Source organism: Fictibacillus phosphorivorans, assembly GCF_001619875.1.
GTDB lineage: Bacteria > Bacillota > Bacilli > Bacillales > Fictibacillaceae > Fictibacillus > Fictibacillus phosphorivorans_B.
Genome location: NZ_LRFC01000034.1, coordinates 68,777 through 81,622 on the forward strand (window position 1 = coordinate 68,777; position 12,846 = coordinate 81,622).

Consider the following 12,846-nt stretch of genomic DNA (forward strand, 5'->3'; position numbering starts at 1 on the left):
TCGTGCTATGATGTCTTCACTTTTTTAACTCTCGGGACGGCTAATTCGTAAAGCATAAGCATCTGGATCAAGTTCATTATGATAAAATTAAATCAGTAAATTATCGGAAAAAGGGGATACTTCACTTGCGCAAAGCTGGATTAATCTTTCTGAGTTTTATATGTATCTTCCTTAGTTATTTAACGTTTATAACGGCACAAAAAGCGTTTCATTCTAATTGGAAACTGCCTGCTGCATCTTCTGAGAAAGAAGACCGTATTCGTATTGTACTCATTACTCAAGAACTTGAGACTCCGTTTTGGGATAAGGTTGGAAAGGGTGCTGCACTACAAGCAAAAAAGGACGGAGCTAGCCTTGAAGTATGGGGAAGCTACGGGAAGAATCAGGATGATTTCCTGAAAAAGCTGGAGATTGCCATTCAGTCAAAAGTGGACGGCATTATTGTACAAGGTCTGGACACGGATAAATTTAAAGAATTGACCAAGATTAAAGCAGCGTTTTATGGCATTCCTATCATTACAGTTGGAAATGACGTACCTAAAGCTGAAAGTCTCAGAAAAACATACGTTGGTTCTGATCAGCACTTGGCTGGGAGAATGATTGCGAAGCTCATGCTATCAGACATGGGACAGGAAGGAAACGTCATCTTATTAAGTGATAGCCAACAAGAATATTATCAGCAGCAAAGACTTACAGGCATTAAAGAGGTGCTTCAAAGTTTTCCAAATGTAAAGACCATTTATGCAGAAACACCCGAGGCGAGAGAACAAGTTATCGCAAAAACTAGAGATCTATTGAACCAATATCCGGATGCGGATGGTTTTATTGCCGTGAACGCAAATATTGCTGGTGCTATGATTCAGGAGATTGGCAGACGCGGACAGGTAGAGCCCTATTATATTTATTCTTTTGATGATGGATCTGAATCAAATACACTGCTTAACCAAAAAAAGTTGGATGGTGTGATTGAACAGTCACCAGAGATGATGGGGAAAAAAAGCGTAGATGTTTTAATGCGATGGTTGGAGAATGAAACGGTTCCTCTGGATGCGGATGGGTACTTAAGCGAAATTCGAATGATAAAGGCGATGGACAAGAGATGAACAGAATTCAAAAGAAAATATGGATGCTCGCCTCAGTCGTTCTGATCATCATGGCCGTTATTTGGATAGCACTTACCTACTATAATCAAAAAACGCAAAATCAATACAATGACATTTTACAGCGATATTTAAGCATGAATTCAGTGACAAACAGCAGTCAACAAGTGGTCACGGATCTTAATAACTACTTGCTTGAACCATCTGAAGATAATTTGGATAACCTTAATCACAGCAAAGAAAAACTTAACGATGCAAAAGCGGAAGTTGGGAAACTAATAAACTCAGAAAATGAATTTGCTCTCGTGAATTATATGAATCTTATTGACAGTTTGATTGAAACGTCTGACCGTTCGCTTATGTTTTATGCTGAGTCCGACACCGATACCTCTAACAAAGAATTCACAGAAGCGACACGTCTCTCGAAGTACATTTCAGAAATGACACTTACGTTAATTGATACAGAGCTGAAGACTTACGACGTTTTCTATAGAGGTATTATTAGTCAGTCTGCTGAATTTAAGAAGCTAGGAATCTGGCTGATGCTTCTTATTACACTTTTGCTGCTGATGATTACGTATTGGTTTAGTTTAAGTATCACAAGGCCAGTGCAGCAGTTGACACGTGCAGCGAACGAACTGTCTGCAGGAAAATTTGACAAAGAGATCAAAGTTGAATCAAATGATGAAATCTCATTTCTTGCTCAAACCTTTAACCGCATGCGGATCAATATTAATAATTTATTTCAGGAAATACAGCAGAAAGCCCAGCTTGAGCATGAATTGCAGCAAAGCAAGCTTCTCTTGCAAGAGAGCCAGCTCAAGAACCTGCAAAGCCAGATCAACCCGCATTTCTTATTTAACACGCTAAACACGCTCTCGAAGAAGGCCTATTTGGAAGGATCAGAAGAAACGAGTGACCTGCTTGTAAGTGTAGCTGGTCTCTTAAGATACAACTTAAAGTGGCTAGACAAATCCGTTACGCTTCAAGATGAAGTCATGGTGATTCAGCAATACATGAACATCCAAAAAGCAAGATTTACTGACCGGCTGACAATGCACCTCGAGATTGAGAGGTCCTGTTTAAATGTTCAAATTCCTGGTCTGACTCTGCAGCCAATTATTGAAAACGCTGTGATCTATGCGGTTGAGCCAAGAGAAGATGGCGGTCAGATCTGGCTTCGAATTAAAGATAACAATGACATGGTGAGGATTGAAGTGGAGGACGACGGCCCTGGCATTCCTGAGGATAAAAGAATAAAGATTTTGAACGGAGAGCTGGTCGAGACGAATAGTGCTTCAACAGGTATAGGATTTACAAATGTCGTGAAGCGGCTCCGACTTTTTTATGGTATAGAAAACCTAATGGATATTCAAAGTGCGATGGGTGAAGGTACGAAGGTTGTTATAAGAATTCCTAAGACGAGGGGGATTGAACAGCATGCTCAAACTCTTGATCGTTGATGACGAGCAGATTGAACGAGAAGGGCTGCAGGTCATTCTGCAGAAGGCATTTCCTGATATCCAGATTCATCAAGCGAAAAATGGGAAGATTGCTGTGCAAACAGCAGCTGAGTTAAAGCCTGATTTAGTTATGATGGACATTCAGATGCCTGGAATGAACGGTCTCGAAGCCATTCAGCAGATTAAATCTACTAATCCTTTCATTAAATTTGTGATGATTACGGCTTTTGATATGTTTGATTATGCTCGGCAGGCAATCAAACTAGGTGTAAAGGATTACTTATTAAAGCCAAGCAGAGTAAGTGAGATTGAGGAGACTGTCGGAAAGGTATTGAAGGAAATCACCGAAGAGCGCAGATCTCTTGAAGTTTTAGAAAAAACGCTGCCGCTTGTTGAAACAGATGTTGTAACTCAGCTATTGTTTGATCATGTTCATGAAGTTCATTTGGATATGCTCGTCAATATGCTCGACATTTCTTCAACGGATGAACCGTTTGTAATGAGTATTCTATTTCCAAAAGGCGAAGAAAACCTTTATTCGTTGGTCAAAGAAAAGGTTAGGAAATCAGCGAGTGGGTGGGTTGGTGCATTGTATGGCCAACAGCTCCCGATCATTGCTTTCCAGAAACCAGGTTGTTCTTTCCGTTCCCAGGCGGCCTCCCTTGCAAAAGATATTCTCTCTTTGAAAAATGTAAGTTCAAGCGATGGGTGGTTTATAGGGATTGGAAACGTGTGTCAATCTTTGAATCATGTTCGCCAGTCTTATCAGGAATCTTTAATTGCCACAATGGATACTTCACTGCCTGTGAAATACCGCTTTTATAGTGATGTTCCATTGCTGGGCAGTACAGAAGATAAACCTCGATCAAAACAGCGTGAAAAACAGTTTTTCGATGAGATTCGATTAGGAAAGTGGGATGAGGTTCATAAGAATGTGATCGAAATGATTCAACGTTGCGCGAATGAAGGTGCAGACTTGCTCCAAACGCAGCAGCGAGTTCTAGAATTACTTTGGGTGGCAACAAGAGTGATGAACGAAATGGGAGTGGAAACGGAAACGCCTCTCTTTTCCTATCAATCTCAGGACTATCGTCAGCTTCGGTCGGAATCGGAGCATCTCTTAAAACAGATGAGAACTTCATACGAAGCGCATTATGAACAGCTTGAAGCGGATACGATTCATCAGATTAAACAATACATTGTAAAACACTCACATGAAGATATATCGCTCGAGGCGTTAGGAAGAAAAGTGGGCTTAAGCCCGATATATATCAGCAAGATGTTCAAAGAAAAGCTAGGGGTTAACTATATCGATTTTCTGACAGAATGCCGGATTGAAAAGGCGAAGAAACTGATGGCAGATCCAGAAAAAAGCTTAAAAGAAATCACGTTCGAAGTCGGCTACCACGAACCAAATTATTTTAGCAAGGTGTTCAAAAAAATGGTTGCGCTTTCACCTACCGAATATCGTAAGGCTGTTCTTGGCAGAAAAGGATGAAGGCACGTAAAGAGGAGCATCATTAATGGGTAGAATCGTAAACCATGTAAGTCTCATCCTATTGTTTTTGGTATTGATATGCGTAGGTTCTGCCTGCGAAAAAGACAGTACGAGTAATGGTACGCTTGGAAAGGCGATCTCTTCTAAAAGTGAAAAGTTAAATAGCAAATCAAAGTTAGAAGAAAAAATTAAGATAGGCTTTTCAATGGATACATTATTAGAAGAGCGCTGGCTTAAGGACAAAGATCTCTTTAAAAAAGCTGTGGAGAGTCTTGGGGCAGAAGTAGAGATTTTAGCTGCGAATGGTGATGATTCCTTACAGATTGCACAAGCTGAAACGCTCATCCATAATGGAGTCGATCTACTAGTTGTTGTCCCTCATAACGCTGAAGCCATGGCAGCAATCGTCAAAAAAGCACACTCCGCTGGTATTAAAGTGATGGCTTACGACCGCCTTGTCAAAAACGCTGACCTCGACATGTACGTATCTTTTGACAATGAAAAGGTAGGGGAGCTTCAAGCTCGAGCAATAACGAACCTAGTTCCGAATGGGAAGTATGTATATATAGGTGGGGCCGAAACAGATAATAACGCTCATCTGTTCAAAAAAGGTGTATTCCGAGTTCTTCAACCGTTAATTGATAAAGGAGTTATTACGGTTGTATACGATCAGTGGTCCAAAGACTGGACACCTGCGAATGCCTTTAAAAATATGGAGTCTGCACTGAAAGCTAATAAAAATGAGATCAATGCTGTTATCGCAGCGAACGATGCCACAGCTGGTGGTGTCATACAAGCGCTTGAAGCACAAGGACTGGCAGGTGAAATTCCCGTTGCAGGACAAGATGCTGAACTTGCAGGAGTGCAGAGAATCGTTAAAGGAACTCAAGTAATGACGGTTTATAAACCCATTCAGGATTTATCAGAAAAAGCTGCAGAATTGGCAGTTGAAATGGCGAAAGGGAAATTGATAAAAACAGAACAAAAGATAAACAACGGTAAAATAGAGGTTCCATCTGTTTTGCTGCCTCCAATCGCTGTTGATATAGGGAATCTTGAAGAAACGATTATCAAAGACGGATTTCATTCAAAGAGTGATGTTTATATGGATCAGCAATAATTCAGTCTCCGTGAAGCAGTGGAAATATCTCCATATGCCACGGGACTTTTTTTTGTTGAATAAACGGTTGTGTCATTCCTGCCATGTGCCCATAACATGTTAGTAAACTTCATCTAACAAGGAGCATGTTATGAACAACCACTATAATTATAGAGTTACACCGAGTGTTGTTGCTTTTGCTAAGGGAGATGTGACAGGCGATCGTGTGCTTGATGATGTCTTTTTAACGGGAACGAAGAGTCAGGACAGCCCATTTATTGAAAATATTACGCTCTACGTAACAGATGGGAGAACAGGAGCGCGGACAAGAGTGCCTCTTTCTGACAATGCAGGATACAATCCGACTTTGTTTCTTGGGGATTTTACAGGTAACGGTGTTTCAGATGTGTTAATCAGCATCAATTCCGGTGGCAGCGGTGGATTCATGTATCATTATATATACTCGTTTATTGGGAACAACCCGCAAGAGATGTTTAATTTTAACGTATACAATGCCACTTTTGAATATGATGTGATCTATGAGGATAACTACAGAGTCAGAGTCGTAAGTAAGCACAATGAGCTAACGTATCTGATTGATCTATCTAAACGAGATCCAGAGTATTTGAACGAAATTTATAAACCGAATGGAAAGCTGAAGAAACCGATTACGGGCTTTGTGAACCCTTTAAGCGGCTTATATCCTATTGATTTTGATTACAATAGGGTTTACGAACTTTCCGCCTATCAAAAGATTGCAGGGTTATATAACGCAGACGCACTTGGTTATGTGGTTAACACCTTAGGCTGGAACGGCAATCAATTTGTTCTTCAAAATCAATATGTAGCGATTTCAGGGACATAATAGAAGAGATCTAACCTTTTATAAGGCTAGATCTCTATTTTTTATAAATTCATGTTATAGATGTTCCATGATAAATAAGTAGCGAAGGAACTCCAAAGTAGGTTGGAATAAGAAGCCAGGCTGAAACTTTGGAAACATAGAAAAGGGCAAAAATGATGAAAAAGACGGCAATACTGGATTTTTTCATGATTACCTCCTGACTTTGTAGAAAGCTGTATGCAGAATCTATATTTCTTTAGAATATACTTTTCCCTTCATACATTTTGAATCAAACTCAAGCGTAACTTTTGCTTTTTTGAAATGAGGATATTAATATAATAGTTACTTTAAAAAAGAAAGCTATTAAGACATAAAATAAAGAGGTGGAAATGATCATGATGAACGAAAAATATGCACCGTTATTTAAAACGTTTAGCTTTAAAAATGGAGTGGAACTTAAAAACCGAGTTGTCATGGCACCTATGACGAACTTCTCATCTCATGCGGATGGTACGGTTTCAGACGAAGAAATTCGTTATTATGAGCGCCGTTCTGAGGGTGTAGGCATGGTGATAACAGCTTGCACAAATGTAACAGCTAACGGTAAAGGTTTTCCAGGAGAGTTTGCAGGTGATACGGATGAGATGATTCCAAGTCTTCGCAAGTTAGCTTCTGCTATTCAAGCAAAGGGATCAAAAGCGATTCTGCAAATTTTTCATGGCGGGCGTGAAGTACCGCCTGAATTAGTTCCAAACGGCGATGTGGTGAGTGCAAGTGATATTCCTTCGGCTGATGGTAAACCTGTGCCTCGCCCGTTAACATCTGATGAGGTAACTTCCATTATTCGTGATTTTGGAGAAGCGACAAGACGTGCAATTGAAGCTGGTTTTGACGGTGTTGAAATTCACGGAGCGAACGGTTACTTGATTCAGCAGTTCTTTTCTCCACATGCTAACCGCCGTGAAGATCAGTGGGGAGGTTCATTAGAAAAGCGTATGGCGTTCCCTCTCGCTGTAGTAGATTCTGTTAAAAATGCAGTGGCAGAACACGCTGATAATTCGTTTATTGTCGGTTATCGTTTTTCGCCAGAAGAGCCAGAAACACCAGGCATCACAATGGCCGACACGTTAGCACTTGTGGACGCTTTAAGCGTAAAGAACCTAGATTACCTGCACGTTTCTTTGATGGATTTCTGGTCAGAGCCAAGACGCGGTGTAGAAGATACACGTCCTCGTATTGAAATTATTAAAGAAAGAGCAGGAGATCGTGTACCGGTAATCGGTGTCGGTTCAATCTATTCAGCAGACGATGCAATCAACGCGCTTGATACAGGTGTTCCACTAATTGCGCTGGGTCGAGAACTGATCATTGATCCAGATTGGGTACAAAAGGTAGAAAAAGGCCAAGAGGAAGAAATCGTAACCAAAATTGATAAGACAAAACAAAAAGAATTGGTCGTTCCAGATCCATTATGGAACGCCATTATAAACTCCCCAGGATGGTTTCCTGGAGTTGAATAGAAGAAAAAGAAGCAGGAAGCTGATCCTGCTTCTTTTTCTGTTTTTGCTTATGAATCCGCAGTTTTTCTTTTTTAAGAGGTGCCTGTGTTACAATCTAATTAAAATTTTTATTGCCAAAGGTGTTTACATATGAAAAAAATCGTTGTCATTGGTGCAGGAATTCTAGGGGCATCCACTGCTTATCACTTAGCCAAATCTGGTGCAGAAGTGTTAGTGGTGGATCGGCAAGATAGAGGACAGGCAACGGATGCGGCAGCTGGCATCGTTTGTCCTTGGCTTTCACAGCGCCGAAACAAAGCGTGGTACAAATTAGCAAAAGGAGGTGCGCGTTATTATCCTGAACTCATTGGGCAACTTGAAGAAGATTGTGAAAGTGATACGGGATATAACCAAGTAGGTACACTCAGCTTGCACGCAGAACCAGAAAAACTAAAAAAGATGGCAGAGCGCGCAATGAAACGAAGAGAAGATGCTCCTGAAATTGGGGAAATCACAATCCTTTCGCCTGAAGAAACAAAAAAGCGTTTTCCGCCATTATCTGACGAATACGGTTCTGTTTTTGTAAGTGGGGGAGCTCGCGTGAATGGAAGAGCGATGCGGAATGCTTTAGTGCGTGCAGCGGTTAAGCTCGGTGCGAAAATCTTACATGGGAATGCGGCTATACTTCATAAAAATAATGTGGTCGTTGGGGTTTCAATTGAGGGTGAAGAATTGCTTGCAGATGAGGTTATTGTTACAGCCGGCGCTTGGGCAAACGAGATTCTGAAGCCGCTCGGAATCACCTTTAAAGTAACACCTCAAAAAGCTCAGATTATTCATCTGCAGCTTCCTGAAACAGCAACTGATTCATGGCCTGTTGTCATGCCGCCGACAAACCAGTACATCTTAACATTTGATGACAGAGTAGTTGTTGGCGCAACACACGAAGATGAAGCAGGTTTCGATCCTCGGGTAACTGCTGGGGGTGTACATGAAATCCTTACAAAAGCATTAACTGTTGCACCAGGTCTGTCAGAAGGAACCCTTCTTGAGACTAGGGTAGGATTCCGTCCGTTTACACCAGGATTTTTACCTGTTATTGGACCATTGCCAAATTATAAAAAGATATGGATCTCGAACGGACTCGGAGCATCAGGCTTAACGAGCGGACCCTATCTTGGTAGAGAACTCGCAAAGCTTGCATTAGGAAAACCTTCTGAGCTTGATTTATCAGATTATGATGTAGCAGGTGCAATTGAATAAAAAACACAGAAAGACAACTTCAAAGTAAGAGGTTGTCTTTTTAAATGGAACTTCCAATCGGTGTTAGATTGAAATGAACAAGATACTCATTGACTTCAAACCGATCATATATTTTTTTGTTGATGCAAAATTTGAAGATTAAATCGTTCGTATCACTATTAGATAACGAATAGCCTGCTGTTTCTAAAAGCTCTTCTGTAGCCTCTTCGCTCAACTCCAATGCCAGAGCTAGCGCTAGAATCGTATTTTTCTTTGGCCGGTAATCTGATTTTGAGCGTATTTTTGAAAAATGCTTTCTATCCAAACCTGCCTTTTTATAGATCTCTGTGTCCAAAGCACCTCTCTGATCAATGATTTGAAACAGTTTTTCCTGAAGTGTAGGCTTTCGGTTTTTATGAATAAAATCGTTCAATTCAAACCGCAGGCTGTTTTCTTCTAAACTTTCTTCCATGATTTCGGAGGACTTGCATACTTCTAACTCCATTATTACGTGTTCATTAAGGTACGCTTCTAATTCTAATAAAACCTTTAGATCTAACACAAAGACCTCCTCCTTAAATGTCGCTTTACAGGCGACCAGAAGCTGGATAATTCTAGCTATTATTATAGCATGACAAATCGTTAGGAGAGGGTTAAGAATGAATAAGAAGTTAACAGAGATCGTGTTTTTGCTGGATCGAAGCGGTTCCATGTCAGGACTGGAGAAAGATACGATTGGCGGGTTTAACGCATTTGTAAAAAGACAATGTGAGCTGGATGGAGAAACCGTTCTTACTACGGTTCTTTTTGACGATCAGTATGAAGTTCTTTGTAGCGGTGCGCCTGCAAGCAGCGTTCATTTAACTAATGACGCGTATTATGTCAGAGGAACTACAGCTCTTTTAGATGCTGTAGGTAAAACAATAGTGGATGTTGGCCACAGGCTTTCACAGGTCAATGAAGAGGATAGACCTGGAAAAATCATCTTTGTTATTACGACGGATGGCATGGAAAATGCGAGTCAGGAATTCTCGTATGAGAAAGTAAAGGATTTGATTCGCCATCAACAAGAGAAGTACAGCTGGGAGTTTATCTTTATGGGCGCTAACATTGATGTGGCGAAAGAAGCGGCAAGCATAGGGATTAAAGAGGAAAATGCGTTTCACTTTGAAGCCACCCATGATGGAGTAGAGAATATGTATGCGATTATGAGCGAACAAGTAACGGATAGAAGACAATAATAGAATGAGAGTAGGCAGTTTCCTTGGTAAAGGGAGCTGTCTTTTTAATTGTCATCAAAAACAATATCTTGCATATATTAGAAATACATAGTACATTACATGTGTAATGTACTATGGTGGTAAGTTGGAGGTGAGGTACAATTGCTGATCAATGCTGATAGCATGAAACCTATTTATGTTCAGATCTCTGAATGGCTCGAAAATGAAATATTGAATGAAACCATTCAAGCCGATGAAAAGGTATATTCACAATATCAATTAGCGGAGATGTTTAATGTGAATCCAGCCACTGCAGGTAAAGGCATAAACCTGTTGGCTGATGATAACGTTCTTTATAAGAAGAGGGGATTAGGTATGTTTGTTGCAGCAGATGCACGAGAGATTATCCTCAGAAAAAGAAAGAATTCTAAGCTGAACACACTAGTAAACGAGCTAGCGAGAGAAGCTGTTCAATTACAAGTAGAGGTCGATGAGCTTGTAACAATGATCAAAGATACTCACCAAAAGATAAAGGAGGAGCAAGCATGAATGTAGTGGTATGTAATAACCTGACAAAGCAGTATGGAAGATCAAAAGTGATTCATTCTATGAGCTTTCAATTAGCAGAGAATAAGATTACTGGCTTAATTGGACGTAATGGAGCAGGGAAGACAACGCTTTTAAAAATCATAGCTGGTTATCTACATCATTCTTCTGGTGATGTTCAAGTTTTTTCAGAGAATCCTTTTAATAATCTGAAGGTATCCGCCAATACCATCTTCATAGATAACGAAATGAGTTTTTCTCAGGGACTAACGTTAAAAGAGCTCCTTGAAACAGCAGGAAGCTTTTATCAAAACTGGGATCACGACTTAGCTTTGCGGCTATTTGACTATTTTTCTTTGGATCCCAAACAGTTTCATGGAAATCTATCAAAAGGGATGCAAAGTACGTTTAATAGTATCATCGGTTTAGCGGCACGCTGCCCACTCACGATCATGGATGAACCAACGAGCGGTATGGATTCAGGTACAAGAAAAGACTTTTATCGAGCACTTTTAAAAGAATACATTGCTCATCCAAGAACAATTATTTTATCAAGCCATCTATTAGATGAAGTAGAAGATTTGCTAGAAGATGTATTGCTTATTAAGTCAGGTGAAAAATGTCTTCATCTGTCCATTGATTCGCTAAGAGATTATGCGATTGGTGTACGCGGTAAAACAGAAAAGGTGCAGGAGTGGATTGATAGAATTGAAACCATTCATTTACAGGACATTGGGGCGAATCTATCATACGCTGTTGTGAAGAATGACCGTTCTATAAAGGAACTAGAAGATGCTAGACAATTAGGGTTAGAAATTACGTCAGTTTCTGCAGAAGATATTTGCAGTTATTTAACGAGTAAAACAAAGGGTGGGATCGATCATGTATTTAACAGAGGTTAAATCTTGGGATATTGTAAAGAAGCAATATCGATATAAGTTAAAATCTTATTTTGGGGTGTTCACTTCTCTTGTTTTCATTCAGCTACTCGCCATTTTTTTCTCTTTTAATGGAACGGGTATGAGCGGTGGTGCATCTAATTCTATATCTTACGAGGTTAATTATTATTCAGGTGACATTATATTAGTGTTTATGATGATATGGGCGTTTATTACAGCAATTATCATTACGACCAAAGCTTATCGATACGATGATTTTTCTTTTATTACAAACCGAAGTATCAGTCACTTCTCCAATATTCTTTTTCTCTTATCTGTTAGTATTTTTGCAGGAATATCCGTTTATCTGTCGACCCACCTTTTTCAGGTTCTTGTTTTTTACTTAAAAGACAATTTCTCAATCATAAAAGATACGCTTTCCGTTACTACATGGCTTACGGGAATAAGTGCATCTACCCTATATATCTTTCTTTTTGCTAGTGCGGGTTATTTTATAGGTGTTTTAATTCAATTGCACCGAGGCTTTGCCTTCATTATTCCAACCTTCCTATTTGGTGGTTTAATTATGGATGGTCTTGGTGGGAACCCGACGTTATTTATGAATGTAAGTAAGTTTTTTGGAGCAGAAACTTCATTTTTCCTATTTGCTGTAAAAGTGTTGGTAGTATCTATCGTTTTATTGCTCAGTAGCATAGGGATTTCTAACCGAATGGAGGTAAGAAAATGAGTATTATTGTAATGCTGATACCCATCCTATTTTTTGTGGTAATTACTATGGGAATAGGCACTTACATGGTTAGATCAAATAACAAAAGAAGCGGCGGGCTTCGCAAAATAAAATGGTTGCTTGGAGGGTACACACTCGTATTACTGCTAGCGACTGCTTTTTCTGTTACGCTTCTGCCTGAACATGTTACGGAAGGAAAGATGGTAACGAGAAGTGAGATGGACAAAGTTCAAGCGGCTCAAAGTAAAATTATAGATCGTGCTTTTGCTGGGAAACTTGAGAATGTCAAAGGAGCGTTTTTAGAAAAAGAAAACTGGTCGTTCCCCTTTAAAGGGAGCACATTAGATATAAATATGATTGATAAAGAAATGTATGGAATCATGGTGTTTGTTGAAAAAAAGAAGATTAACGGTGTTGTAGAAGCTACCCATTATTACGGCAAATCTTATATTGATGGGATGGATTTTACCGATAAAATAGAATCTCCTTCTCTAGCGGTTGATGGAAAGACTCTCTCTATAAAAGCTCCTAAGATGTTGGAAGTTAGTTTTACTAAGTTCTCAGAAGGTTTTGCGTTCAGTCAGTTTTCTGGTACTCGTAATGCATTTGAGGATCATCATACATCTGTAATGGGAAATGACTTTATACTTTTAAGTGTACCCAGTGATTTAAACATCACTGGTGATGTGAATTTTGTAAACGAATAGGG

The 12,846-nt window shown here is 39.8% G+C and carries 14 protein-coding genes; 12 read left to right on the top strand and 2 right to left on the bottom strand.

Going from position 1 to position 12,846, the window contains the following annotated elements; translation table 11 throughout:
- The first annotated feature begins 125 nt into the window (after nt 1-125).
- The 5 genes from AWM68_RS14000 (at nt 126) to AWM68_RS14020 (ending at nt 6,025) form a co-directional block, all read left to right on the top strand.
- A complete protein-coding gene (locus tag AWM68_RS14000) occupies nt 126-1,103 on the top strand; it encodes a sugar ABC transporter substrate-binding protein (protein WP_066242953.1) in 978 nt (325 codons plus the stop codon).
- Complete coding sequence (locus AWM68_RS14005) at nt 1,100-2,563, top strand: sensor histidine kinase (RefSeq protein WP_066242956.1); 1,464 nt, start codon at nt 1,100-1,102, stop codon at nt 2,561-2,563. Before AWM68_RS14000 ends, AWM68_RS14005 begins: the two co-directional genes overlap by 4 nt.
- Entirely contained in the window at nt 2,541-4,061 is a 1,521-nt protein-coding gene (locus tag AWM68_RS14010) for a response regulator (RefSeq protein WP_066242959.1), read from the top strand. Before AWM68_RS14005 ends, AWM68_RS14010 begins: the two co-directional genes overlap by 23 nt.
- Before the next feature lie 25 nt (nt 4,062-4,086).
- Nucleotides 4,087-5,181 (top strand): D-xylose ABC transporter substrate-binding protein, encoded by a 1,095-nt coding sequence (gene xylF / locus AWM68_RS14015; protein WP_066242961.1) that lies wholly within the window; start codon nt 4,087-4,089, stop codon nt 5,179-5,181.
- A 130-nt stretch (nt 5,182-5,311) separates the two neighbouring features.
- Nucleotides 5,312-6,025, top strand: a complete 714-nt coding sequence (locus tag AWM68_RS14020; protein WP_066242964.1) for a spore coat protein — start codon at nt 5,312-5,314, stop codon at nt 6,023-6,025.
- 49 nt (nt 6,026-6,074) lie between these two features.
- Here the strand turns inward: AWM68_RS14020 and AWM68_RS21490 are convergent, their stop codons facing one another.
- Nucleotides 6,075-6,212: a hypothetical protein gene (locus AWM68_RS21490; protein ID WP_156488412.1), complete on the bottom strand. Its 138-nt coding sequence runs from the start codon at nt 6,210-6,212 to the stop codon at nt 6,075-6,077.
- Nucleotides 6,213-6,399: 187 nt separating this feature from the next.
- On the opposite strand from AWM68_RS21490, the gene AWM68_RS14025 reads away from it, so the two are divergent.
- Complete coding sequence (locus tag AWM68_RS14025; RefSeq protein ID WP_197468179.1) at nt 6,400-7,524, top strand: NADH-dependent flavin oxidoreductase; 1,125 nt, start codon at nt 6,400-6,402, stop codon at nt 7,522-7,524.
- A gap of 129 nt (nt 7,525-7,653) precedes the next feature.
- Nucleotides 7,654-8,766: an NAD(P)/FAD-dependent oxidoreductase gene (locus tag AWM68_RS14030; RefSeq protein ID WP_066242968.1), complete on the top strand. Its 1,113-nt coding sequence runs from the start codon at nt 7,654-7,656 to the stop codon at nt 8,764-8,766.
- A gap of 40 nt (nt 8,767-8,806) precedes the next feature.
- On the opposite strand, the gene AWM68_RS14035 is transcribed toward AWM68_RS14030, so the two are convergent.
- On the bottom strand, nt 8,807-9,307 hold the full coding sequence (locus tag AWM68_RS14035) for a hypothetical protein (protein ID WP_066242971.1): 501 nt from the start codon (nt 9,305-9,307) through the stop codon (nt 8,807-8,809).
- Nucleotides 9,308-9,404: 97 nt separating this feature from the next.
- Here AWM68_RS14035 and AWM68_RS14040 point away from each other — a divergent pair, with 97 nt between their 5' ends.
- The 5 genes from AWM68_RS14040 (at nt 9,405) to AWM68_RS14060 (ending at nt 12,844) form a co-directional block, all read left to right on the top strand.
- The gene (locus tag AWM68_RS14040; RefSeq protein WP_066242974.1) at nt 9,405-9,986 is read left to right on the top strand and encodes a vWA domain-containing protein; all 582 of its coding nucleotides are present in this window, start codon (nt 9,405-9,407) and stop codon (nt 9,984-9,986) included.
- Nucleotides 9,987-10,127: 141 nt separating this feature from the next.
- Nucleotides 10,128-10,514 carry a GntR family transcriptional regulator gene (locus AWM68_RS14045; protein ID WP_197468180.1) on the top strand — a complete coding sequence of 129 codons (387 nt, stop codon included), beginning with the start codon at nt 10,128-10,130 and terminating at the stop codon, nt 10,512-10,514.
- Nucleotides 10,511-11,413 (top strand): ATP-binding cassette domain-containing protein, encoded by a 903-nt coding sequence (locus tag AWM68_RS14050; RefSeq protein ID WP_066242978.1) that lies wholly within the window; start codon nt 10,511-10,513, stop codon nt 11,411-11,413. Before AWM68_RS14045 ends, AWM68_RS14050 begins: the two co-directional genes overlap by 4 nt.
- Entirely contained in the window at nt 11,394-12,137 is a 744-nt protein-coding gene (locus AWM68_RS14055; protein ID WP_066242980.1) for a hypothetical protein, read from the top strand. The genes AWM68_RS14050 and AWM68_RS14055 overlap by 20 nt, the downstream gene beginning before the upstream one ends.
- Complete coding sequence (locus AWM68_RS14060) at nt 12,134-12,844, top strand: hypothetical protein (RefSeq protein WP_066242983.1); 711 nt, start codon at nt 12,134-12,136, stop codon at nt 12,842-12,844. The genes AWM68_RS14055 and AWM68_RS14060 overlap by 4 nt, the downstream gene beginning before the upstream one ends.
- Nucleotides 12,845-12,846 lie beyond the last annotated feature (2 nt).